General features: G+C 39.0%; 14 protein-coding genes. 12 read left to right on the top strand and 2 right to left on the bottom strand.

Annotated features, from left to right (window positions below; genetic code table 11):
• Positions 1-329: 329 nt before the first annotated feature.
• On the bottom strand, positions 330-614 hold the full coding sequence (locus tag EHW67_RS11270) for a DUF2188 domain-containing protein (protein ID WP_126162472.1): 285 nt from the start codon (positions 612-614) through the stop codon (positions 330-332).
• A gap of 73 nt (positions 615-687) precedes the next feature.
• On the opposite strand from EHW67_RS11270, the gene EHW67_RS20380 reads away from it, so the two are divergent.
• Positions 688-831, top strand: coding sequence for a hypothetical protein (locus EHW67_RS20380; RefSeq protein WP_158285121.1), 144 nt, complete (start codon positions 688-690; stop codon positions 829-831).
• 163 nt (positions 832-994) lie between these two features.
• Here EHW67_RS20380 and EHW67_RS11265 read toward each other — a convergent pair whose 3' ends face one another.
• On the bottom strand, positions 995-5,083 hold the full coding sequence (locus EHW67_RS11265) for a hybrid sensor histidine kinase/response regulator transcription factor (RefSeq protein ID WP_126162471.1): 4,089 nt from the start codon (positions 5,081-5,083) through the stop codon (positions 995-997).
• Positions 5,084-5,423: 340 nt separating this feature from the next.
• Between EHW67_RS11265 and EHW67_RS11260 the strand changes: the two genes are divergently transcribed.
• The 11 genes from EHW67_RS11260 (at position 5,424) to EHW67_RS11215 (ending at position 25,949) form a co-directional block, all read left to right on the top strand.
• A complete protein-coding gene (locus EHW67_RS11260; protein WP_202911963.1) occupies positions 5,424-8,435 on the top strand; it encodes a SusC/RagA family TonB-linked outer membrane protein in 3,012 nt (1,003 codons plus the stop codon).
• A gap of 36 nt (positions 8,436-8,471) precedes the next feature.
• Positions 8,472-10,082 carry a RagB/SusD family nutrient uptake outer membrane protein gene (locus EHW67_RS11255; protein ID WP_126162470.1) on the top strand — a complete coding sequence of 537 codons (1,611 nt, stop codon included), beginning with the start codon at positions 8,472-8,474 and terminating at the stop codon, positions 10,080-10,082.
• Between the two features lie 202 nt (positions 10,083-10,284).
• Positions 10,285-12,381, top strand: coding sequence for an alpha-L-fucosidase (locus EHW67_RS11250; RefSeq protein WP_126162469.1), 2,097 nt, complete (start codon positions 10,285-10,287; stop codon positions 12,379-12,381).
• A 137-nt stretch (positions 12,382-12,518) separates the two neighbouring features.
• Positions 12,519-14,822 (top strand): beta-N-acetylhexosaminidase, encoded by a 2,304-nt coding sequence (locus EHW67_RS11245; protein WP_126162468.1) that lies wholly within the window; start codon positions 12,519-12,521, stop codon positions 14,820-14,822.
• Positions 14,823-14,977: 155 nt separating this feature from the next.
• Entirely contained in the window at positions 14,978-15,859 is an 882-nt protein-coding gene (locus tag EHW67_RS11240) for an endonuclease/exonuclease/phosphatase family protein (protein ID WP_126162467.1), read from the top strand.
• A 72-nt stretch (positions 15,860-15,931) separates the two neighbouring features.
• On the top strand, positions 15,932-17,626 hold the full coding sequence (locus EHW67_RS11235; RefSeq protein ID WP_126162466.1) for a beta-N-acetylhexosaminidase: 1,695 nt from the start codon (positions 15,932-15,934) through the stop codon (positions 17,624-17,626).
• Positions 17,627-17,693: 67 nt separating this feature from the next.
• Positions 17,694-17,987 carry a hypothetical protein gene (locus EHW67_RS20500; protein ID WP_202911962.1) on the top strand — a complete coding sequence of 98 codons (294 nt, stop codon included), beginning with the start codon at positions 17,694-17,696 and terminating at the stop codon, positions 17,985-17,987.
• The gene (locus EHW67_RS11230; protein WP_202911961.1) at positions 17,965-18,627 is read left to right on the top strand and encodes a metallophosphoesterase family protein; all 663 of its coding nucleotides are present in this window, start codon (positions 17,965-17,967) and stop codon (positions 18,625-18,627) included. The genes EHW67_RS20500 and EHW67_RS11230 overlap by 23 nt, the downstream gene beginning before the upstream one ends.
• Positions 18,628-18,725: 98 nt before the next feature.
• Positions 18,726-19,712, top strand: coding sequence for a metallophosphoesterase family protein (locus tag EHW67_RS11225; RefSeq protein ID WP_126162465.1), 987 nt, complete (start codon positions 18,726-18,728; stop codon positions 19,710-19,712).
• Positions 19,713-20,131: 419 nt separating this feature from the next.
• The gene (locus EHW67_RS11220) at positions 20,132-22,933 is read left to right on the top strand and encodes an NPCBM/NEW2 domain-containing protein (RefSeq protein ID WP_202911960.1); all 2,802 of its coding nucleotides are present in this window, start codon (positions 20,132-20,134) and stop codon (positions 22,931-22,933) included.
• Between the two features lie 136 nt (positions 22,934-23,069).
• Entirely contained in the window at positions 23,070-25,949 is a 2,880-nt protein-coding gene (locus tag EHW67_RS11215; RefSeq protein ID WP_158285120.1) for a two-component regulator propeller domain-containing protein, read from the top strand.
• Positions 25,950-26,044 lie beyond the last annotated feature (95 nt).

The raw sequence follows: 26,044 nt of genomic DNA, 5'->3' as shown, positions 1-26,044 counted from the left end.
AATCTGATTAATAAGTCCGAATATAAGAAAATTAACCTTGAGTTTTTTAATTAGGAAGTGAAGAATATTGGTGGTTCAAGAACCATTTACATCCTTTAGAATTAAGTATTTACCAATGAGAACTCCAGAAATACTGATAATTCATTTTAGACCAATAATTTTAAAAATCATGTAAAACTTCTGGGATCTGTTTGATGATTTTATATCAATGGCCAACTGACTTTTTGTGGACAGATTAATTTTTAATATGGGCATGTAAAAAAACTCTTCTTAATAACTCGGATTGTCTTTTTTTTAGACCCAATGGTATTCTTTTATGAATTTATTTTTTAATCATCATAGCTAATCCGGTCACGTATACCACCACTCGCTCTGTGGATAATGACATCGGCCTTGTATTTTTTAGCTAAACTTTTGGCCTTACGTATGGCCGTGCTCTGTTTTCTATGTTTACTGCTTATACGTTGGTTGCCCTCGCGGCGCACAGCCCAGCCTTCCTTATAGGGCACAACATGTTGGTGCCAAGTTCTGCCGCGTTTACTTTGATGCGAGCTGTTTAAAAAGACTTCCAAAAGGTCAATGAGGGTTCGTAACCAAGATTTGACGTTCGACATATTCCATTATTGTTGTCCCGAAGATACCATTATTTCTAGTTTTAAGATGGATGAACATGAATAGGTGCAGCTTTTGGAAAAAGTTAAAGTGTATATTGTGGTGATGAAGCAAGATGGAGTGTTGTCTTTTGAATCTAGGGAGGGAACTACAGAAACTACCGTTGGAATACTCTGTGTATGGGGGTGGGGACGTTTGTTTTACATGCTGCCCAAATAGGTGGCTTTAATGAAGGATGAGTATTATCTTATTCATTCTCAGTTAAAATAAAGGTTGTGATGACAGTTTCTAAAACTGCCTATTGGTTAAGTATGCTGTACATTTTTCTCCTTAAAAAGTTTATCCGCAAGCGTCCTAAAAAAAAGGACATTGGAACAGGCGATCAGGATACCTTTATTCTCTTTTCCCTATAACTTGAAGGTGTTTCCCCAAACTGTTTTTTAAAGGTTGATCGAAAGTATTTAGCGGACAAAAACCCAACTTCAAAACTTATCTCCGATATATTCATTTCAGTTTTCAATAGAAGCTGCGCAGCATGCCGCAAACGGACAATTTTTAAAAATTCGTTCGGGGTCAAATTGGTCAGGCTTTTGATCTTTTTAAAGAAAGGAGTTCTGCTCATGCCCAATTCAACAACCAATTTATCTATAGTGAAGTTGGGCTCCGAAATATTGTTATGTATTATTTTTACGGTCTGTTCCAAGAAGTCCTTGTCTGGTGTGGATTGTGCCAACTCCTTTGGTTTCATTACCGTCTCTATCTGATATCTTTGTGAGCTTAGCTTTCTATTTTCTATAATCGACCTAATTTTAAAGAATAGGGCATTTATGCTAAATGGTTTGGTTATATAGTCTTCCGCTCCCTCTTTTAAGCCTTGTACCTGACTTTCTTCATCAGATAAGGCGGTTAATAGAATAATAGGGATATGACTGGTTTGTAGGTTGTTCTTAAGGCTCTTGCAAAGTTCCAGTCCTGTTGTCTTTGGCATCAAAACATCGGAGAGCACTAAGTCTGGTATTGCTTCAATTGCTTTTTGAATCCCTTCCTGGCCATTATTAGCGGTCAACACCTTAAAGTAATCAGACATTTCGTTCGCTATAAATTCACGTATATCATCCTCGTCTTCTACGATTAAAACGGTGTAATCGGATGCTGAGTTAAATTCTTTAATAGTGTCTAAGTTGGGGAAAACTTCTTTTTGAAGATCTTGTTTTTGCGTTGAGGTTATTGGTATGTGGTGGTTGGTAGTATTGGATAATTGCTCATCAGTAAAATGTGCGGTACCCAAAGGTAAAATTACCGTAAAGGTGCTACCCTTTCCGGGGACAGAGGTAAGTTTTAATTTTCCATGATGGGCCTCCACCAACTCTTTGGAAAGCGCAAGCCCAATACCAGTCCCGACAGACGGATTTTCGCCCAGTGTTTGGAAGCGTTCAAATATCAGTTTTTGTTCTTCAGATGAAATCCCTACCCCTTCGTCCTCAATTATTAAAAAAGCATGTGGCTTTCCGTTTACCTTCTGTGCGGATGCTCCTACTTCTACTGCAATGTTACTCCCTTCACCAGAATATTTAATGGCATTGGAAATAAGGTTGGATATTACTTTTTGAATGGCACTTGGGTCAAAATAGCAATTAATGGAAGGCGAATGGGAGGTGTATTTTATGGATATAGCTTTGTCATGCGCTAGCTCTTTAAAGGATTCTATAATAGTCTCAGCAAATTGAACCAAGTCCAGTTCTACGGCCTTGATGATAGGTTGTGTTGAGGTAGTTTTGCGGTAATCTAACCATTCGTTGATCAATTTTAGGAGGTTGTGGGCATTTCTTTGAATGGATAATAATTGTTTTTTAGATTCTGGTCCTTTGACTTCGGTAGCAATCAATTTGTCCAAGGGACTCAAAATCATGGTTAAGGGAGTTCTTAATTCATGGGTAAGGTTAGTAAATAGCTTGGTCTTGAATTCATTTAACTGAATCTGGTTGTTCTTTTCCAAGCGTTCAATTTTCAGGGCATTCTTTAGTTTTATCTGCTTCAAGATATAGGTATTGGCCAAGATAATAGATCCAATAGCCACTAAAGCGAATAGAGCCCTGGCCCACCAGGTATGCCACCAAGGGGGGAGTATGGTAATAGTTATCGATTTGGCAGTAGGAGTCCATACACCATCATTATTACTGGCCTTTACCATAAAAGTGTATTCTCCGGGAGGAATATTCGTATAAGTGGCCATTCTCCCATTCTGGGTAAAAACCCAATCCTTGTCAAAACCTAAAAGTTTGTATTTGTACTGATTTTTGTTTGGATTTGTAAAATTTAAGGCTGTAAAGTGGAGGTTAAAGAAATTTTGGTTATGGTTTAAATAGATTTTTTTTACTTGGTTGACGGGCTTATGTTGCGTGATAGTATTTTGGGATATATTACTGTTGTCTGAAGTAACTTTAAAATTGGTCAGAACTATTTCGGGCGGATTGGGATTGTTTTTTATTTGGTTGGGATGGAAGAAATATACTCCGTTAGTGTTGCCGAAATACAAAGTGCCGTCACTTCCTTTCAGTTTGGCGTTTTCATTAAATTCAAGTCCATCAACACCATCTTCACGTCCAAAATTTCGAAATTCCTTAGAAATTGGATTAAATTGAGATAGACCTTTGTCTGTTCCCAACCATAAGAATTTTGAGGAATCAACCAAAAGGGAATTGACTACATTGCTGGGCAAGCCTTGTTTCTCTGTATAAAGTGTTGTTTTATTGTATTTTCTATTTATATTATATAATCCGGTTTTGGTGCCTAACCATAAATTGTCCCCATCCAATTCCTCAATGGAGATAACCTGTTTAAAGTGGGATCCTTTTTCAGGAAAGAATTCTTTTAAAGAATCATCTTTTGGGTTATAAACGTACAGGCCGGAGTAACATCCAAACCAGATTTTGGAATCCGAGCTTTGATAAATACAATAGGGTTGTGAGTATTGAACAAGGGGATTATTTTCCTTAAACTTTTTTATCGTTCCGTTTTTATAGTCGAAAAGGTAGATTCCTCCAGTAACGGTACCAATCCAAATGTTGTTTTGCTTGTCCCGAAGAAAGGATTTAACAGAAATGTTTTCAATTTCTTTGGGTATTGTAAGGGTCAGTGGCTCTAGGAAGTTGGAGGAGGAAAGTCGGGAAACATGGTATCCATGATTGAAGGTTCCGGCCCAAATACGATTATTTTTATCTTGGATTACCGTGTTAACCACCCTTTTTTCCTCTGAATTTTTGAAATAATGTTCAAATTTTCTGGAGTTAGGATCAAATATAGTAATGCCGCCTCCATCCATTGCCAAGACTATTTTTCCATTGCTGTCCTCCGTCAATCCTAAAACAGAATTACTACTTAAGCCTGTTTTATTGCCTTTTTCAAAAGCCCAATGGTTAAACTGACTTTTATAGGGGTTGACTATTTTTAGTCCTTGATTGGTAGTTCCTATCCATATGGAATTATCCCTGGCCTTGAACATGGAGGTGACGGAGAAGGAAGGGGATAGCCCTTCGAAATGTAATGGCTCCAGTTTTCCAGATGCAATAGTATAATCAAGTATACCATGACCGTCCGTACCTAGCCATATATGTTTCTTATTTGCCGCCAATAGACTAATAACTGAATTTAGGGCATTGGCATTCGTTGGGCTTTTCAATTTTTGAACTTCCAAGGGGTTAACCCCATGTTTATAAAGGAATACTCCTTTGGGGGTAACGACAAGGAAAGTTTCTGGTTTGATCTCAATTAAAGTATTGATCCCGGTTCCACCTATCTTTTCATATCCTTTCGGGACAGAGAATTTTTCATTTTTTATAGAGAAGGTTAACAGTCCACCGTATTTGAAACCAACCAATAAGGAGTTGGTGTTTGTCATTCCAATATTGGAAATGTTCTTAAATCCGGGGTGGTTGTACGTCTTTATTTCATTATTGGCTATGTTGTATGATAAGAGCTGTCCTTCGCCAGTACCTATCCAGATGTTTTTTTTGTCTTGCTGAAAAAAAGTCGTAATGCTTTTTGCCAGGGCACCATTCTCCAAGAATAGGGGGGTAATGTCTCCGCTGTGGTAGTCATAAAGTACCGGGCCTTGATTGGTACCTATCCATAAATTTTGGTCATTTCCCCTATATAGACAGTTGATATGATTGTTCTCAATTCCCTTTTCTTTTAGATTTATTTGTTCAAAATGGTAGCCATCATATTTATAAAGACCATTTCGTGTGCCGATCCAAATAAACCCCTCAAAGTCCTGAGCACTACATGTAATATAATTTTGTGAAAGCCCATCTTTTACATTCAAGGTAAAGAAAGGAATGTTGTTGAACGCCTGTTGTCCAAAAATGATGTTGCAACAAAATGCTATCAGTATAAAAAAATAATTCCGTGCTGTGACTTTTACCTTCAATCTTTCTGGGGGTACTGAAAATAAACTAATTCTAATGGACATGATCCAAATATACAATTATGGGGTTTAACTGGGAAGAGCTAAAATTTTACCTATAGTTAAAATTTTAGATTAATGTGCTTTATGTGATAGTAATCATCTTATAATCAATCCTTTATGTGATAGTTTAAGTTAAGCAAAGTATAAATGAGCCCTATAAAAAGTTAGTTTGCAGGTGGTATAATGTACAATTGTATGCCTAAGGAAACCAGTTATCCCCCCGTAGTTATACCCATAGCCCAATAGTTTTGATGGACCGCTTTTTTATACCCATGCGTAATGTATAAGACATGGCAAAGAGGGGAGTATTGAATAAATAATTAACCATCAAATTATTATGAGTATGAATCAAAAATTACGGAAGAGGACCGCTTCCAAATTAAAAGGGACATGTAAAAAACTATTTCTCCTGTTAATGGTGATGAGTTTTCAGGTGACGCTATGTTATGCAGGAAACAATAAGCCAACAATTAATAGCGAAGTAAGTTCGGAACAGGATTTGTTAACTATACAAGGAAGGGTTTTTGACTCCAATGAACCTCCAGAGGCTTTACCTTTCGTGACCGTATCCATAAAGGATAGTAATAAGGGGGTAATTACCGATGATAATGGGTATTTTACCATAGAGGCTGCAAAAGGAGATTTATTGGTTTTCTCTTTTATAGGGTATACTACCAAAGAATTCAAAGTTGAGAAGGCTTATTCTAATTTAATTATCTCCTTAGAAGAGGAGGTAGGCAAATTGGAAGAAGTGGTAGTTACAGGATATGGCGAGGAAAGAAAGCTTAATATGATCAGTTCTATCGCAACCTTGGATGTTGCGAAGAATGTAGCCAATAAACCAATTACCTCCCTATCCCAAGCGCTTCAGGGTGGTATTACCGGCCTTACGGTAACTCAAGGTACCGGATTACCTGGAGGAGATGCCGCTTCTATAAAAATTAGGGGGATTTCTACTTTGGGGTATTCGGACCCATTGGTTCTGGTTGACGGGATCCCTATGAATATGAACGATCTTGATCCCAATACTATTGAAAGTGTCACGGTATTAAAAGATGCCTCGGCGGCTGCAATATATGGAGCAAGAGCTGCAAATGGGGTTGTTGTCATCAAGACCAAGAGAGGGAAAGTTGGTCAAGTAAGTGTAAGTTATAATTCTTATATAGGAGTACAAAATGCGACCTATCTTCCAGATTTTATGGATGGGGCCGATTATATGGATATGGTAAATTTAGCCTATTCCAACAACGGTGGAAACCCAATTTATTCCCAAGAAACAATTAGTTTAACAAGGAATAAAACTGACCTTATAAACTACCCCAATACTAATTGGCTTGATGAGACCTGGCAAAAGAACGCCCTTTTGACCAATCATTCAGTGGGGGTTCAAGGAGGAAATAGCATAGCTAGATTTGCCCTTACAGTAAACTATTTGGATCAGGAAGGGTTTATTGAAAATGTAGGTTTTGAGAGGTTTAATATACGCGCCAATACCACTGTAAACCTTACTGATAACGTTACGGTAAATATGGACTTTAATTCCATAAGAAAAGATCAGATAGAAACAAACCTAAGAGATGGTGAAACTGATTATGTATTGAATTACATATATAGGGCCCCTCCAAATTTAGTGCCCAAATACCCTACTAAGGATGGGACGGATTTTTACGGAATTTTCTTTGAAATGAGAAACCCTAGAGCCATGTTGGACCGTGGGGGTATTACTCAGAGGCTTAATGATAATATGAGTATCAATATACAGCCCAAATGGGAGATTTTACCTGATCTTAACTTGAATGGACAATATAGTTATAGGATCAATAGTGGTGCAACCAATCAAAGGAGAGACCCTTTTAATTTTTTTGAATATGATACCGGTGTATTAAACTATACTTGGGATAACGTTCGGTCTGCCTCAACGGACAGGTCTAGTTATTATTTTATAGGAGGAAATGTTGACTATACTTATCTAAATGATAAACATAGGCTTTTTGCTTTTGGAGGATACAACCAGGAGTTGACAAATTCTGGAAATTGGGATCAATGGTCTATGCAGTCTTTTTTCGGAAAAACAAATTACACATATAATGATAAGTACTTGGCCGAGGTGACATTTAGGGCTGATGGCTCTTCACGATTTGGTAAGGATAACAAGTACGGCTATTTTCCCTCTTATTCATTGGGTTGGAACATGCATAAAGAGGAGTTCCTGAATAATTTATCTTGGTTGCAAAACCTGAAGGCTAGAGTATCCTACGGTGAGTTGGGAAATGAGAATATTGGTCTTTATCAATATCAAAACCTTATTAATGCATCAAATGGTGTTGAAACGGTTTTTGGAAATCCAAACATAACATGGGAAACTGTTAATATGCTTAATTATGGATTTGATCTAACAGTGTTCAAGGATATGGACGTTACTTTTGACTCCTACGATAAGTTGACGAAGGATATTATTCTTTCACCACCTATATCCTATATCGGCGGTACATCTTCAGCAAAAATTAATGCTGGAGAGGTAAGGAACAAAGGTTTTGAATTGGGTATAAATTATGCTAAAAATTTCACTGATGGTTATTTCACAATACATGGAGGTGTGTCTCGAAATAAAAATAAAATAGAAAATCTACCTGGAGGACCCTATATCAGTGGGTCAACAATTCATAAAGAAGGTTATGCTTTGGGATCCCATTATAGGTTTGTTACCGATGGGCTATTGCAAGAATCTGATTTTTCTAAAGATGGCGAAGGAAACCTTGTGCCCAATGAGGGCGTTACCCTATGGGGGAACCAAAAGCCAGGGGACATCCGCTTCATAGATGCAAATAATGATGGGAGTTTTGACGATGAAGATAGGGTGATAGCCGGCGATGGGCAGCCCGATTTTAATTATTTTACAAATTTTTCATTTGGATATAAAAATTGGGATTTTGAGTTACTGTTACAAGGAGTAGAAGGTGTTGATGCATTTTATAACGGGGTCCATGCGATTCCTTTAAACTTGAACGGTGATTCAGGCAGCACCCCACAAAAATTCCACTCGGATTATTGGACCCCTGAAAATCCTGATGCATATTATCCAAGACCTACACCAGAACCAGGTAATAATCTGCAACCTTCCGATTATTGGAGTTTTGATGCTTCTTATTTAAGAGTAAAATATGTGCAGTTGGGATATACTTTAAAGGAGGGATTCCTTGATCCAATAGGTATTCAGAAATGCCGGATCTATGCGAATGCACAGAACCCTTTAACCTTTACTTCCCAAGATATAACAGATCCTGAGAACTTGGGAGGGTCAGGTACTTACCCATTGATAAAAGTATTTACCGTTGGGGTGAATGTTAAGTTTTAGAACAGGTCGAAGCATTAAATTATTAAATAAAACAAGATGAAACACATAAAATATATAATATTAATTTTTGTTTTTTGCACGAGTTGCTCGGATGAATTTTTAACGCGAGATCATCCAACTGGTATAACCGATGAAAATTTTTGGAAGACAACCAATGATGCGGTAAATGCACTAAATAGCTGTTATGGTGGGCTTCCTCATGGAGGATATCACTATTCGGCACCTTATGTTTCCAATGTAGCCTTAGAAGGTATGACGGATAATATGTATCATTCTGGAAACTACCTTGGTGATGTTAAGACTATAGGAAGTGGGACCAACAATTCCCTGAATTGGCATCCCAGACAAATGTGGCAGTCTTATTACGAGTACATTAGGAGGTGTAGTAGGTTTCTTGAAAATATTGAAACACCTTATTTCACCAGTGAGGAAGAAAGGGATAGAATGATAGGTGAAGCACACATACTACGGGCTTATTACCATATGTTGCTCTATTTCTATTTTGGAGGAAATGAAGGAATACCTATTGTTGACCACCCTTTGAATCCGGAGGAAATTTTTGCTTCAAGAGCATCTAAAACTGAAACGGAAGATTTTATCCTGTCCGAATTAGATTTGGCTATCAATAACCCATACCTGCCAAATAAGTATACGGAAGATAAAAGCTGGAGAGTTTCCAAGGCGGTAGCCTATTCCCTAAAAGCTATTGTAGGGCTTCAAGCCAAGCGCTACGAAGTAGCCAAGGAGGCCGCCCTCAAGGTTATTAATATGCAGGAATTTGATCTTTTTTATACCTCGGACCCGGAACAATTGCATTATAGAGATCTGTTCAGATATGTTGGACAAATCAATAATGAAAGAATTATGTACACTAGAAGGGGCTTTTCTGAGTCATGGTTTAGGTCCATGCCTAAGTCTATGGGTGGACAAGGAGCTTCAAACCCAACGGCTTCTATAGTAAATGCCTACGAAACACTTGAAGGGAAAACTATTGATGAGTATACGGACAACCGAGAAGAGTTTATAAAAGATCCTAATTTCATGGCTCGAGATCCTAGGTTGGACGCCTCTATTTGGCTCCCTGGAGAAGAATTTTTAGGGCATACCTTAAATCCTTTTGATCAAAATAGTGACGACGCTATTTCCCAGAGTGGGGCTTCAAAAACAGGATTTGCCTTATCAAAATTCATAGACCCCGAGGATGTTAGCAAGACCTATTCTGGTAACTTGGACTATATGATTATTCGATATGCCGAAATATTGTTGGTATATGTGGAGTCACTGATAGAATTGGGGGATTACAATAATCCAGATGTGGTAATATATTTAAATAAGATCAGGAATAGGGCTGGAATGCCCAATGTAGATGAAACGGTCTACAATACTCAGGAGAAACTACGTGAGCTTCTTCGAAGGGAGAGAAGGGTAGAATTAGCTTTTGAAGGCCAAAGGTATTTTGACTTAAGGAGATGGCAAATAGCGGAACAACAAATGGAGGGGACACTTGAAGGAGCCTATGATCCAGACAATGAAAGTCCTATTGTGGTTGAGACAAGAGTTTATTCTTCTCCCAAGAATGACTATTTACCAATTCCGCAAGCAGAAATAGACGCAAACGAAAATATGAAGCAGAATAGTGGTTGGTAAGAATCAGCCTCCTTTATATATAATTGATTATAAAAATTAAAATAGAGTTTAATTGGTTTGTTTTTATTAATTAGTTGAGTTGTTAAGGAGAGACTTTTATTAGTCTCTCCTTTATTCTTGCTTTATTATGAAAATGCCATTACTTTGAGAACTAGCCTTATCCATAGGACTTATAATAAGTAAGAATTGTAAATTTTTGTACATGAGTAAATTTTATCTAAATATTGTACTGTTAGCAGTACTAAATTTCTATCTGTCCAATGCGCAGTATAATGATGCACCGGAACCTTACGGACCTTTGCCTTCAGAGCGTCAATTGGCATGGCACAATATGGAGTATTATGGGTTTATTCATTTCAATATGAATACCTTCACCAATATGGAATGGGGCATGGGGAGTGAAAAACCATCACAATTCAACCCAACAGATTTGGATGCCAGACAATGGGCGAAAACTATAAAAGAAGCCGGTATGAAAGGGGTTATAATAACTGCCAAGCACCATGACGGATTCTGTTTATGGCCCTCAAAATACACAGAACATTCCGTAAAAAACTCTCCTTGGAAAAATGGTAAAGGTGATGTGTTAAAGGATTTATCTGAAGCTTGCGCAGAGTTCGGTTTAAAAATGGGGGTGTATCTTTCTCCATGGGACAGAAACCATGCGGACTACGGCAAACCGGAGTACGTGACCTATTTTCATAATCAATTACGGGAATTGCTTACCAATTACGGGGAGATATTTGAGGTCTGGTTCGATGGGGCCAATGGAGGGTCCGGTTATTATGGAGGGGCTAATGAAACACGGAAAATTGATAACAAAACCTATTATCAATGGGATAAGGCCATTGCAATAATAAGGGAACTACAGCCCAATGCAGTGATTTTTGGTGATGGTGGTCCTGGAGTCCGTTGGGTAGGCAATGAGGAAGGATGGGCCAATGAAACCAATTGGAGTTTGTTGGAAAGAAACAAAGTTTATCCAGGCTATTCCAAGTATAAGGAATTACGTTCCGGACATGAGAACGGTACGCATTGGGTACCGGCCGAATGCGATGTATCTATACGACCAGGCTGGTACTACCACCCTTCCGAGGATTCGCAAGTGAAATCCCTGGAACATTTGGTAAAGATTTACTATGAATCGGTGGGAAGGAATGCCTCATTGTTGCTTAATCTACCCGTAGATGATAGAGGGCTTGTACATGAGAGGGATTCGGTTCAACTAATGGCGCTAAAGGAACAAATAAAGAAGGATTTTGCAAATAACATTGCTAAAACCGCTGAGGTTGGTGCCACAAATGTTAGGGGTAATCATTCCAAATTTGGAGCTGGGAATGTTATTGATGGGGACAACAACACCTATTGGACAACCGATGAGGGGGTCACAACAGCTTCCCTTACCCTAAACTTCGATTCACCAACAGAAGTTAACAGAATTCTACTTCAAGAATATATTGCCTTGGGACAACGTATTTATGGATTTAACGTAGAGGCTAGGATAGACGGAAATTGGAAACTTCTAGATACGCAAACTACCATAGGAGTGAAAAGAATCTTACGATTTGATACCGTTGAAGCTACAGCCGTCAGAATAAATATTACCGCATCAAAAGCGGTACCCGTTATTTCGAATATCGAGTTGTACCGTGCTCCCAATTTACTGACACAACCTATTATCAAAAGAGATAAAAGTGGTGTGGTAAGCATGGAGGTAAGCGATAAAAATATAGATATCCATTACACCTTGGATGGTTCGGAGCCATCAGAAAAATCTCCCAAATACCAATCAGGTTTCAGGATAGATAAACCTACAACTATTAAGGCCTTGGCCTATAATCCGGAAAACAGGGAGAAAACCTCGGTCAAGGAAATGTATTTTGACATTAGCAAAAAAGATTGGAAGGTGCTAAAGGTAAGTGCCGGAAAGCTTGGAGACGCCCATAGGATTATTGACGACAATCCAAACACTACTTGGGCTAGCGCGGCAAGCGATACAGCTGTTGAAGTCGTTGTTGATTTAGGAGAAGTACAGCGGTTACAAGGATTTACCTATATGCCCGTTCGGGGAAGATGGCCGGTGGGAATTGTTTCAAAGTATGAGTTTTCAATTAGTAGGGATAATAAAACATGGTCTGTGGCAGCTACTGGGGAGTTTGCCAATATCAAAAACAACCCTATTGAACAAACCGTAAGCTTTAAAACAACGAAAGCACGATTTATAAAATTGAAAGGAGTTAAAATAATTGACGATGATAAAAGATTATCAGTTGGGGAAATAGGAGTTATCACCAAATAGGAATTGAATTATAATTCCAGCGGAGGTAGGAACTAATTGCCATGAGACGAGCTTTTAAAGAATCATATTTAAACAAACTCTCCTAGCTAGGTATGGCTGTGATCAGTAGAAAATGAATACGAATAATAAACGAATCAATGATGAATAAATACAGCATAATACTTTTTTTGGTAGCACTGACCCATGTTTCCTGTGTTCAGAAAAAAGTAGAAATAGGGAAGGTGGCCATTATTCCACTTCCAGAAAAGCAGCTAGTGGGAACGGGGCATTTTGAAATCAATGAAGGTACAAGCGTTACAGTTGAAACCGATGCCCAAATGGCTTTGGCCAATTTGTTTTTTGATGAATTTACCACGGTGTCCGGATGGATGCCAAAAGTAAATATTGGAGGCGATGGCGATATCGTTTTTATAACGGAACCAACTATGGCTGCAGAGGCCTATAATTTAGAGGTCACTCCTGAAAATATTAAAATAATCGCTGGTTCGGAAGCCGGATTCTTTTACGCACTTCAGAGTTTAAAGCAATTATTGCCGGTATCCTTTTACAGTGGCAAGTTGCAACCCAATATAGTCTGGGGGATACCTTCGGTGCGTATTCAGGACAAGCCCGCTTTTGAGTGGAGAGGTTATATGTTGGATGTGTCACGTCATTTTTTTGATAAGCAACAAGTAAAGAAGGTGTTGGATTTTATGGCAGAATCCAAACTGAACCGCTTTCATTGGCATCTGGCCGATGATCAGGGTTGGCGGGTAGAAATTAAAAGCTATCCCAAGCTTACCGAGGTAGGGGCTTGGCGTATGGACTACAATACTACGGACGAGCGTATTTCCAATTGGTTTGGAAGGCCCGTTCAAAAACCAGGGGAAAAACCTACCTACGGGGGCTATTATACCCAAGATGATATCAAGGAAATTGTAGCGTATGCCAAAGAACGTTTTATAGAGGTGGTTCCCGAAATTGACATGCCTGGTCACGCCCAGGCCATGGTAGCTTCCTACCCCGAAATTGGCTGCGTTAATTCCGAAAAATATGTGGCTACTGGGGGAGTGGTTAAAAATAATACATTGAACCCAGGAAAAGAGGAGACTTTTGTATTTGCCGAAAAAATGTTGAATGAGGTGATGGACCTATTTCCTTTTAATTATATGCATATTGGAGGGGACGAATGCAACAAAAGTCAGTGGTTAAAAGATCCCGATGCACAACGTAGAATAAAGGAAGAGGGGCTAAAGGATGTTTACGAACTACAAAGCTATTTTATAAAGCGAATTGAAAAAATCATCAACGCCCGTGGCAAAATCATGATTGGTTGGGATGAAATATTGGAAGGTGGTCTGGCTCCCAATGCCACGGTTATGAGCTGGAGGGGCGAAGAGGGCGGTATAGAAGCCGCCAAAATGGGACATGAAGTAATTATGACCCCCAGTAACTATTGTTATATAGATTTAAAGCAGGGACACGACGACTTAGAGCCAAATTTAGGTTATTCCCAATTATTATTATCCACTGCCTATAGCTGTGATGTTATTCCCAAAGGTATTTCAGAAGAGGAAGCTGGCCTAATAAAAGGGATTCAAGCCAATATGTGGACGGAGTCTATAAGCGATTGGAGTAAACTTACCTATATGACTTTCCCAAGATTGTACGCCATAGCCGAGAGTGGCTGGACCTCTCCTCGGGTAAAAGACTGGGACAACTTTACAAATCGCCTTCAAACCCAATTTTTACGATTGGATAAGCAAGGTGTTCGGTATGCCGTAAGCGCATATAGCCCTTGGATAGATCATACGGGCCAGGGAGATAATATAGAAATTGCTTTAAAAACAGAAGTGAACAATTTGGATATTTACTATACGTTGGACGGCTCTGAACCTACAATGAAGTCGGAACAATATAGCGGCAACTTCAAACTAAACAAGTCGGCCACCATCAAAGCAAGGGCATTTAAGGATGGCCAAGCTGTAGGCTATACATCATCCATGGATTTTTATGTACATAAGGCTGCCGGAGTGCTAAATGAATCTCCTGATTTGCAAAAGTTGACGGATCTCAACTATGGTAAATTGAACAGAAGTGACCCTAACTGGGTGTCTTTTAAAAATGGTATGGATGTAACCATTAAGTTTGATACCCTGACGGCTGTAAAGGAGGTTAAGTTTGATGCCTTACGCTTTACGATTGCAGGGATCTACCCACCCAGAAATGTAGAGGTCCATGGGTCTGTGAACGGAATGGATTTTTATAAATTGGGAACGGTGGACAAGTTTGAAATTAGTAGTGTGCAGGGAAGAAACGAAATACCTTATGAGGTAGCGTTTGATCCGGTTAAGGTTAACTATCTAAGGTTCATTGGAAAACAAATTAATCCCATTCCTAAGGGGCATCATATGTCCGGGGCCAACGCAATTATTCTAGTTGATGAATTAGTAGTAGAATAAAAATATCCAAATGAAGACCAACCATTCGCCGAAAACAGTGTAGTGGGAATATTTAATATCCCTGACCTTGGTCGGGGTAGATTTTGAAGGTGAACTAAGTAAGAACTGATAAAGTAATACGCAGCATAAGAAATTAATTATAACACATATATCAAATGATCAATAAAATAAAGCCCTTTGTACTTTTAATGCTAACTTTTGGAGTTTCTTCAAATGGGTTAAGGTCGCAAGAGAAATTAAAAGTGATGACCTATAATATCTGGAACGGATTTGATTGGGGCAAGGACAGCGAACGCCAAGTGGCCACTATTGAATGGATCAAGTCCCAAAATCCAGATGTAATGGCCTTACAGGAACTTTGCGGCTATGATGAGGAAAAGCTAAAGAGAGATGCATCCAAGTGGGGACATCCTTTTGTCATGATCCTCAAGACCGAGGGATATCCGGTAGGGCTTACTTCCAAAAAGCCAATAGTTTTAAAAGAACGAATATTGGATGGCATGTCTCATGGCTCCTTGCATTGCCAAACATTTGGAATCGATTTTTTTGTTGTGCACCTCTCCCCATCCGATTGTAATATTAGGCTCAAGGAAGCCGGTATTATAGCAGAAAAGGTGAGAAAGAGCAAAAGTGAAAAGTATATTTTGCTCGGTGATTTTAACTCACATTCTCCCTTTGATGAATATTTTTTAGAAGAAAAAGAGGTACTCAGAACGGCGTTTGAAAACCAGAAATTGGGAGCGGGACGTTCCAACTTACGATTTGGAGAGTTTGATTATTCGGTAATATCATCCTTTTTGGCCTTACCGGCCATTGATGTTTGTCTAGATTTTACAGGGCCAGACAATAGGTATACCTACCCATGCCCTGCTTCCAAAGAAGTAAACAATAGAAATGAACGCATAGACTTTATTTTGGCCAGTCCGGAATTGGCAAAATCATGTACCAAGGCCGAAATCTTTAATAAGGAGGAAACCAGCTTGCTTTCGGACCACTACCCGGTCATGGCCGAGTTTGATTATACATCCCTGGATTAATGAAACCCCGCTATTATATAATTGGAGGGTGCCATAAACAAATTTTAAAACTTAAATTATAATTAATAAATAATGAGAATACTTATTTTTTTCTTGATCGGATTATTGACCATTTCCTGTGCAGACCAAAACAAAAACACGGAGAATCCGGAACAAGCATATCAAATCATTCCCAAGCCTATGTCCTTGGTGGGCTCAAAGGGTTCGTTTTTGGTCAATGGAAATACCTACATATCAAATCCTGAGGCCTTGAGGACAGAGGCCGAATACCTTTCGGAAATGTTGGGTAGTGCAATTGGTACCCAGCTTCCAATGGAATCGAGTAAAACTGGTGAAGGTGGTATAACACTTAAACTGGACGGAAATATTGAAAATGAAGAAGGATATGAATTGGTAGTGGAGTACAACAGCATTACAATTTCAGGAAAAACGGCCAAAGGCGTGTTCTACGGTATTCAAACATTAAGACAGCTCATGCCGCCCACAATAGAATCGGGTAGAAGATTGGAAAGCGAATTGTCCGTTCCGGCAGTGGTTATTAAAGATGAGCCCAGATTTGCCTATAGGGGGATGATGCTGGACGTAAGCCGTCATTTTTTTCCGGTATCCTTTGTCAAGAAGTATATAGACCTTATTGCCCTGCATAAAATGAATACCCTTCATTGGCATTTAACAGAAGACCAAGCTTGGCGTATAGAAATAAAAAAGTATCCTAGATTGACCAAGGTAGGAGCCTACCGAAACGGAACCATTATTGGTCACCACCCGGGCACCGCAAACGATCAGGAGGTGTACGGAGGCTTTTACACCCAAGAAGATGTAAAGGATATTGTGGCATATGCCGCTAAGCAACATGTTACCATTATTCCGGAGATAGAGATGCCCGGGCACGGGGCGGCAGCTATTGCGGCCTATCCCTATTTGAGCTGTTTCCCGGAAGAACCAACGACGGTGTTCAATGATATGATGTCCAACAAGAGCAGGGAGTTGCAAAAGTCCGGTATCCATAAGATTGTGCAAGAAACATGGGGCGTAATGGATGACGTATTTTGTGGTGGAAAGGAAAGTACTTTTGAATTTCTTCAAGATGTACTGGATGAGGTTATACCGCTTTTTCCATCAAAGTATGTCCATATAGGGGGGGATGAAAGCCCAAAGGCCCATTGGGAACGTTGCCCAAACTGTCAGAACAGGATCAAGAAGGAAAACCTAAGTGACGAGCATGAACTGCAGAGTTATTTTGTTCAGCGAATGGAGAAATATATAAACGGAAAGGGGAAACAAATTATAGGATGGGATGAGATTTTGGAAGGCGGATTGGCCCCTAATGCAACAGTGATGTCCTGGCGAGGCGAAAAAGGAGGGATTGAAGCGGCAAAACAACATCACGATGTTATCATGACACCTACCACCTATAACTATTTCGATTATTACCAATCAGAGGATACGGAGAATGAACCCTTGGCTATAGGCGGATTTCTACCCTTGGAAAAAGTCTATTCCTATAATCCTATTCCGAAAGAACTGGATGCAGACGAACAAAAATTTGTCCTGGGAGCACAGGGTAACGTGTGGACCGAATATATGAAAACGGAGGATCAGGTAGAATATATGACCTTTCCCCGAATGACAGCCTTGTCCGAGGTGGTATGGTCTCCTCAAGAATCTAGGTCTTGGGAAGATTTTAAAGGTAGATTGGAACACCTTGCCAAAAGATATGATGTTTTGGACATTGATTATGCAACACATTTTTTGGAAAAAAAATAGTATCCAGGTCCGTTCTCTAGTGAAAGGAATTAGTTAGAATTAGGAGTTGATATTTAGATGTAAGGAAATGAAACGTAGAAAGTTTATTCATCAAATAGGAATTGGAGCTGCTGCAGCTATTACTCCGCCAACTATGCTGTCGTTTATTCCCAGCATAGACGGGGTAAACAAATCCAATGAGTTGAATTTTGGAGTTGTTACCGATGTCCATAAGGATTTAATGCCAGATGCGGACAGGCGTTTGGAGACCTTTATACATGAAGCGCAAGAAAGAAAAGTCGATTTTATTATTCAAATGGGGGATTTCTGCTTTTCGGACAAAAAAAAACAAGGGCTTTTTGAATATCTGGGAAACCTATAAAGGACCTAAATATCATATTTTGGGAAATCACGATATGGACAAACATTCCAAAGAAGAGGTATTGGATTTCTGGGGAATGCCTAAACCGTATTACTCCTTTGATATGGGAGGTTATCATTTCATTGTGTTGGATGCCAATTTTCTATATGATGAAGGTAAATTTATCCATTACGATAAAGCCAATTTTTATGTAGATAGCAAGATTAGAACTTTCATCAATAAAGAGCAAATAGAATGGTTCAAGGGTGATTTGGAGGAAACTACATTGCCCACCCTTATATTTTCCCATCAAAGCTTGTGGCATGGCGTTAAAAACCGATTGACATTACAAAGGATTATGGAGGAGCATAAACAAAAGGTTATCTGCTCCCTAAATGGGCATAACCATACCGATTATCATTTTAAAAAAAATGACATTGATTATATAGGGATCAACAGCATGTCCTATCAGTGGGTTTCCGGTAAATACGAAAGCACAGAAAGATTTTCTAAAGAATTATATAAGCTGTATGGAAACTTACACCACATTGCGGGCTATAAAGACCCTCTCTATGCTTTTGTATCCTTAAAATCTAGAGGTCTTATGAAATTTGAAGGGGTGAAAAGTAAATGGATGTCCCCCTCACCTTATGAACTGTGAATGTCCAAAGGAACCGATTCTAGTGACTACACTCCAATTATTTCAGATTACAATATAAAATTTTAATCCCTCTGGGGTCAATAGTAAATTATAGTATCATGGACAAGACCCGAAAAAATATCGATAGGAGATTATTTATGAAGACCACTGCCTTGGCAGGAACGACATTGATCTTACCGTTGGATGTCTTGTCCAGCCCCATTGGGAAAGAAACCATCGTATTTGGGCTAATAGCGGACGTGCACAAGGATGTTATGCACGACGCCGATGAGCGTTTACAGGAATTTATAGATGTGGCCAGTAAAAAAGACCTGGACTTTATTATGCAACTTGGAGACTTCTGTAGGCCCTATGGATACAACCAAGAATTCCTTAATATCTTTGACGGTTATAATGGAGACAAATATCATGTTTTGGGGAACCATGATATGGATGGTGGGTTTTCCCGTGACCAAACTAGGATGTTTTGGAACATGCCCAAAAATTATTATTCCTTTGATAAAAAAGGCATTCATTTCATTGTATTGGATGGTAATGACCCTAACCCTAGCCCATGGTCGGGTTACAATAGATATATCGGAGACGCACAAAAGGAATGGCTTATAAAGGATTTGGAACAGACCAATAATCCTACAATTATTTTCAGCCATCAGTCATTGGAGTTGGAATATGACGGAATTGCCAATATGAAGGAGATCAGGGGAATATTGGAAAGGACAAATGAAAAAGCGGGATTTAAAAAAGTGCTATGCTGTATAAATGGACACACCCACACTGATTATGCTAACCAAATTAATGATATATACTATGTGCAGATCAACAGTGCTTCTTATAGATGGGTTGGCGGGGATCACAAAGTTGTTAGATATAGTAAAGAAATTGATGAAAAGTTTGAATGGATAAAGTACACTATTCCTTATAGGGATCCACTATATACTTTTGTAAAAATAAAACATAATAAAATTATTATAGAACCCAAAATAACTGAGTTTGTTGGTCCAGGACCCCGTGAGATGAATTTACACGAATCCTTGCCTAATGACCCCATCGTTCCTACCATTTCCAAGTATAACTTAAAGGTATAAAGTATGGCACAATGAGTTGGGTGAATTGCAGTTGGTGATTAGACTACGTACCTATATGCATGGCTTTTTCTAATTCATGAAAGAATAAAAAATATTGTATTGAAGCATTTATTAAAATGTGTTCTTATTTCATATTAGGGTAGCACGGGTCATTGATGTTTTGATCTCTTAAACCTTCATGCATTGTTTAACCCTGTTTCTTATAATCATTTGGAAGTGTCTCAGACATTAGGTGTTAGCGGAATAAAAAGAAAGTCCTAATGATAATTGGGACAGTAAAAAACAGTAATAATTCTCCTATTTTATTATATGGGTCGATTGACCTAACTCAATGTACTATACTTGTTGTGTTTGTTTGTCAAAATTGAGTCAGACTAAAAACTTAATAATTATTCTTGATTAGTATAACGGGACAAAAGATGATGGTACAAAATATAAGGGTGACTTACTTAACGGTTTTATTGTTTAATTGCATCTGGGTGTTTTCGGTAAAGGCCCAAAATGTGGCCCATGTTGCCGATATGCAAATTTCACTAGGGCTACAGACCTACAGTGCCCCAGTTAAAAACCGGGCAGTGACCGGGGGAGCATTATCCATTGCGGGAGTAAGCTATGGAATTGGTATCGGGGTCCATTCTAGATCTAGCTTAAAGATCAAAGTTAGCGATAGCCGAAAATTTACTGCCAAGATTGGAGTTAATGATTCGGAGGTGGATCTTCAGTCCAAATCGCTAACCACTATTCCACTAACCGATGGGAAGCGTTTGTTTTATGAAATTTCGGATTCTAGAAAACAGTTTGTTGGTTTGGAAGGGGAAGATGGAAAGATAGATCAGGGAGGTGTAGTTTTTATGTTGGTAAATAATGGAAAGGAGATTTATAATAGTGGTGTTATGTATGCTGGGGACCGAGCCAAGGAGGTGGAGATTGAAATTGATAGAGGGATATTGGAAATGATTGTCGAAGATGGGGGTGACGGAAAAAGTGGAGACCATGCCGTTTGGATCGATCCAAAAATTGATTACTTTGAAATCCCCCCGATTATGGTTGCCTATGATTACACGGGTGAAAAATTGGAACAATCCAAAGAAGTTGACAAAAAGCTTAAGGGGCTATTGGGCAAACTGCCTAAAATTGAGACACCGTTGAAACAACCCGAAGTTGATTGGCTAATAGATAATAGCCATGCCAAAGCCAATGTCTATCGTAGTGATAACGGCAAGGATGTTATTCTAACAAATGGCCTTGTTGCCAGGGTGTTTAGGTTGTTTCCCAATTTGGCGACTGTAGATTTTATGAACCAAATGACAGGGGAGAGTTTATTGCGAAGTGTTTCCAATGAGGGGGTGTTAACAATAGATGGCAAGGAAATAGCTATTGGAGGCCTTACAGGGCAACCAGAATATGCCTATACTCTAATGGAATGGATAGATGATCTGGGTATTGATCCAAATTCCTTTCTAATAAAGGATTTTGAGGTTAAAAATTTGAGCGACCGTTTGGAGTGGAAACGTGTTCGTTGGGCTTCCAATCCGCAGATGCCAACAGGTAAGGAAATTGTGTTTACCTTGACAAAGGATGATATTTTGGTAAAAGTCCACTATGCCTTATACGATGGGCTTCCAACACTAAGCAAATGGATAGAGGTTACCAATAACGGAGATCTAATGGTGCAGTTGAATAGGTTTAAATTGGAACAATTGGCCATGGTGGAGGGTGAAAGCCTAGTGGATGTCCCTGTACATTTTGAAAAGCCCAATATTCACGTTGAAACGGATTATGCTTTTGGTGCCATGCAACAGAAGACGTCGGATAAAACTACCTTTTGGGAAACCGATCCCAGATATACTTCCCAGACCAATTACGCCATGCAATTACCGGCCATTTTGGAGGTAAGACCTCCTTTGGGGCCTAATGTGGGAATCGCTCCAGGTGAATCCTTTACGAGCTTCAGGGTTTGGGAGACCCCATTTGACAGCTATGATAAGGAACGTAAGGGGTTGTTCATCAGAAAAATGTATAGGACTATTTCTCCGTGGACCACGGAAAACCCTATATTTCTGCATTTGACAACCACAGATCCCGTTAAGATCAAAAAGGCTATAGATCAATGTGCCGAGGTAGGTTATGAAATGATAATCCTAAGTTTCGGGAGCGGTTTAAATATGGAGAAGGAGTCTCCTGAATATTATGCGAAATTTAGGGATTTGGTAAATTATGGAAAATCCAAGGGTGTTGAATTGGGTGGCTATTCTTTGTTGTCCAGTAGGTGGATTAGTGAAGATGTAGATGTTATTAATCCCAAAACAGGCAAGCGGGGCGGAATGATCTTTGGTTCTTCACCCTGCCTATGTTCGGATTGGGGGTATGATTATTTTAGAAAGATCAAATCCTTTTTCAAGGAAACAGGTATGAGTGTTTTTGAAAATGATGGCTCATATCCTGGTAATGTCTGCGCATCAACTTTACATACCTATCACAATGGTTTGGAGGATTCCCAATGGAAACAATACGCTCAGATACAAGGGCTTTATAAGTGGATGAGGTCTGAGGGTATATATATGAACGTTCCGGATTTTTATGTTAATTCAGGCACCAATAAAACGGGAATTGGTTATAGGGAGGTCAATTGGTCCCTGCCTAGGGAGCGGCAACTGGTTTTGGGTAGACAAAATATTTACGACGGACTGTGGAAAACTATACCGAGCATGTCCTGGACTTTTGTGCCCCTTACCGAATATCATGGAGGGGGTAAGGCAGCTACACTGGAGCCATTGAGCGAACACTTGGACGATTATGAAGGTCATATGATGCAGAATTATGGAGCCGGAGTACAGGCTTGTTACAGGGGGCCAAGGTTGTATGATACCCCTAAAACGAAGGCTGTAGTGGCCAATGTGATCAACTGGTACAAAAAATACAGGGAAATACTTAACAGTGATGTTCTGCACCTTAGAAGGCCATCTGGCAGAGATTGGGACGGCATTATGCACGTTAATCCCAACCTGAAGGAAAAGGGCTTGGTAATGGTTTTCAATCCGCTGGGGGAAGATATGGAAAGGGAGTTGGAATTGCCCTTGTACTATACAGGCTTAACCAGTTTTGCCATGGTGAGGGAAAAAGAAGGGGCTTCCAAAAGGTATAAATTGGATAGGGATTATTCCATAAAGGTCAAGGTCCGTATTCCAGCTAACTCCTATTCCTGGTTGGTTATTGAATAAAGAACAATTACTTATTGACCTATAGTGTTGTGCACATGGGATTGTAAAGCTGTTGTCGCTGGTGTTCCTATCATCCTATAGTTTATCTTGAAAATGTAATACAATTTGTATATTGTTTTCAAAAGTAAATATGAAGATGCGAAAATATTATGCTGTTCTGATTATTATTTTTTTGATAAACCTATCTGTTGGTTGGTCCCAAGAATATGAATTTCAGCACATTACTACTGTAAATGGTCTTTCCCATAATGAGGTTCGTAAGATTGTTAAGGATAATCAGGGATTCTTGTGGTTTGGAACTCAAAACGGTCTTAATCGCTTCGATGGTTATCGCTTTAAAGTATTCAAAAATGTTCCCAATGATAGCAGCAGTATTATTGGGGATAAAATTTATTCCTTAGCAGTCTCCAAGGATAAGTTATGGGTAGGGACAATAACCGGTTTGAGTGTTATCAATACAGTTACATTGGAGGTAATCCCCACACCAAATATTTTTAATTTTATTGGTAAAAATGGTGTTCTTCAACTGTTCTGCGATGGATCCAATGTGGTCTGGGCTTCTACAGAGGGTGAAAATTTTATTATTGACGCTGCCTCACTTGAAGTTGAGAGGGTTTTAAAAGACTATAAGATTGCTGCTGTAGCCAAAGGTTTTGACAACAACTACTGGATTGGTACCAACAAGGGTTTGCTGCAATACGATTACAAAACCAAAACGATTATAAAAAATTACGAACTCGGGGCCTTTAATGCGTATGGTTTGGATGAAATTTATACCAATTCCTATGGAGAGGTATGGATTACAAAATCACATGGCATTTATAGATACCAATCAGAAAGGGATAGGTTCATTGAAGTTTTTAATGGATCCAAGACCTTCAATGCCATATCAGAAAATGATGAAGGAGATATTTTTTTTGGTACCTACGGCGATGGTCTACTAAAATACTCTAGAGCCACAGGCTTATATGAGCCACTATTGGCAAACCCGGAAAACCACTTGTCCATTAGCAGTAATGATGTATATGATGTTTTTGTTGATGATGAAAACATTATTTGGGTAGGAACGCAAGAAGGATTGGATTACTATGATTATACCAGGCATAGGTTTAACAGTCTGGTGCATTTGCCCGAAAACAATAATAGTCTACGAAGTAGTTTTGTGCAAACCATTTTTCAGGATACGGATGGGTTATTTTGGATAGGGACACGTGAGGGAATAGACCAGGTGGTTTTTGATGAGGGGTATACGAATCCCAAAATATCCCATAAGAATATGAACAACACGCTTTTTGAGCCCTTAAACAATAGCTATGTGTCTAGCATATTTAGGGATTCCAAAGATAGAATGTGGATTTCAACAATGGGTGATGGATTGTTTCTGATCCATGAGGGCCAAAATTTGATGAGACGTTTCACCCATAATAGTGAAGACCCCAATAGCATTGCATCATCTTCGGTACGGGCCATAATTGAGGATCATTTAGGGAGAATGTGGTTTGGGACAGGTGGAGGCCTATCCCTTTTGTCGGAGGATGGAAAGGGTGAGTATGCCTTTGAGAATTTAGGGTTTTCTACCTTGAATACTACGTCTATGCCTTATAACGATATTTATTCCGTTTTTGAAGATAGTAAGCAAAGAATTTGGATTGGAACGAACAAAGGAGGACTTAGTTTGTTAGTGGAAAAAGGGGGCGGTAAGAGCTTTCTCAGGTTTAATCATCTTCCTTCAGATCCTAAATCTATAAGTGACGATGAAGTTTTTGTAATTTATGAAGATGTTGACAATCGAGTTTGGTTTGGTACCTCGGGCGCTGGCTTAAATCTTTTGAAAGAGGACGGTAGATCCGATATTAATAATGGTTACTATTTTCAGAGTTACACAGAGAATGATGGGTTATCGGATAATGAAATCAATGCGATCTTGGAAGACCATGAGGGTGATTTATGGATTGCCACAAATACAGGTTTTTCCGAATTTAATATTGATACGGAAACATTTACCAACTATTCCACTTATGATGGGGTTCTGAAAGGAAAGTTTAGGAAAAATGCTAAATGGAAAACCAAGGATGGGACACTCTTCTTCGGTGGTGCTGCTGGGATAAATTACTTCAATCCGAATAACTTCAAGATCAATAACAATGTTCCGAATCCCGTTTTTCTAGATTTGTTGATAGATGGTAAGGTAGTGGAAGTCGGACAATCGCTGGACAATACTGTTGTAATTAGTCAACCGTTAAGTTCTGGTTCTATGGTAAAGCTGCCTGCAAATGATAATAGATTTGAAATAAAATTTACCGCGCTGTCTTTTGCGTCTTCAATGAGGAATACATATGCCTTTAAGTTGGAAGGGATAGATCGGGATTGGCAATATACAGGGGGTATAGATCCAAGCGCCAATTATTCCAAACTTAAGGCAGGAAGCTACCGTTTTTATTTGAAAGCTTCGAACAATGATGGAGTATGGAACAACGAACCCATTTTCATGGATATCTCAGTAAGTCCCAATCTGATGGATTGGAAAATAGTAAAAATTGGCATAGGCGTTTTACTTTTGTTGACCTTGGTCTTGGGAATATTAGCCTTTAGGAAATATAAAGGTCGCTCACTGGTTCGGGATCCAAATCTTAAGAGTAAAAAGCCCATAAGGGTTATTGACCCTGAACTGAATAAAGAGAATTTAGAAAAAGTTAAGGAATTGTATCTTTTGATGGAAACAGAAAAAGTTTATTTGGACTCTGAACTTGGACTAACTCAGTTGGCCGAAAAAATAGATGTCTCCACCAATCATTTGTCTATGCTATTGAATGACTATATAGGCAAAAATTTTTATGACTACGTCAATTATTTTAGAGTCGAGGAGGTAAAACGTAGGCTCAAGGACCCCTATTATCAGAGACAAACTTTATCCTCTATTGGTGGTGATTGTGGTTTTAATTCTAAGTCGGCTTACAATAGAATATTCAAAAAATTTACGGGAAAAACGCCTAGCCAGTACCAGAAAGAAATTTAGCACAATTTTAATGGCCAATCTACTAGGGGAGTGAGCTAGAAGCTTGCGTGAGTTTTAGGTGTTATATGTCCTTATGCTCATTGGTACCATAACTA

It is taken from the genome of Arenibacter aquaticus, assembly GCF_003957295.1.
Lineage (GTDB): Bacteria > Bacteroidota > Bacteroidia > Flavobacteriales > Flavobacteriaceae > Arenibacter > Arenibacter aquaticus.
This window is presented reverse-complemented; position numbering and strand designations above follow the sequence as displayed.

Excerpts from the sequence above, each read along its gene's own strand:
- EHW67_RS20500 (WP_202911962.1), top strand. The coding sequence starts at position 17,694 with ATGAAACGTAGAAAGTTTATTCATCAAATAGGAATTGGAGCTGCTGCA.
- EHW67_RS11265 (WP_126162471.1), bottom strand. The coding sequence starts at position 5,083 with ATGTCCATTAGAATTAGTTTATTTTCAGTACCCCCAGAAAGATTGAAG.
- EHW67_RS11245 (WP_126162468.1), top strand. The coding sequence starts at position 12,519 with ATGATGAATAAATACAGCATAATACTTTTTTTGGTAGCACTGACCCAT.
- EHW67_RS11220 (WP_202911960.1), top strand. The coding sequence starts at position 20,132 with ATGATGGTACAAAATATAAGGGTGACTTACTTAACGGTTTTATTGTTT.
- EHW67_RS11270 (WP_126162472.1), bottom strand. The coding sequence starts at position 614 with ATGTCGAACGTCAAATCTTGGTTACGAACCCTCATTGACCTTTTGGAA.
- EHW67_RS11250 (WP_126162469.1), top strand. The coding sequence starts at position 10,285 with ATGAGTAAATTTTATCTAAATATTGTACTGTTAGCAGTACTAAATTTC.
- EHW67_RS11260 (WP_202911963.1), top strand. The coding sequence starts at position 5,424 with ATGAATCAAAAATTACGGAAGAGGACCGCTTCCAAATTAAAAGGGACA.
- EHW67_RS11225 (WP_126162465.1), top strand. The coding sequence starts at position 18,726 with ATGGACAAGACCCGAAAAAATATCGATAGGAGATTATTTATGAAGACC.
- EHW67_RS11235 (WP_126162466.1), top strand. The coding sequence starts at position 15,932 with ATGAGAATACTTATTTTTTTCTTGATCGGATTATTGACCATTTCCTGT.
- EHW67_RS11255 (WP_126162470.1), top strand. The coding sequence starts at position 8,472 with ATGAAACACATAAAATATATAATATTAATTTTTGTTTTTTGCACGAGT.
- EHW67_RS11240 (WP_126162467.1), top strand. The coding sequence starts at position 14,978 with ATGATCAATAAAATAAAGCCCTTTGTACTTTTAATGCTAACTTTTGGA.
- EHW67_RS11215 (WP_158285120.1), top strand. The coding sequence starts at position 23,070 with ATGCGAAAATATTATGCTGTTCTGATTATTATTTTTTTGATAAACCTA.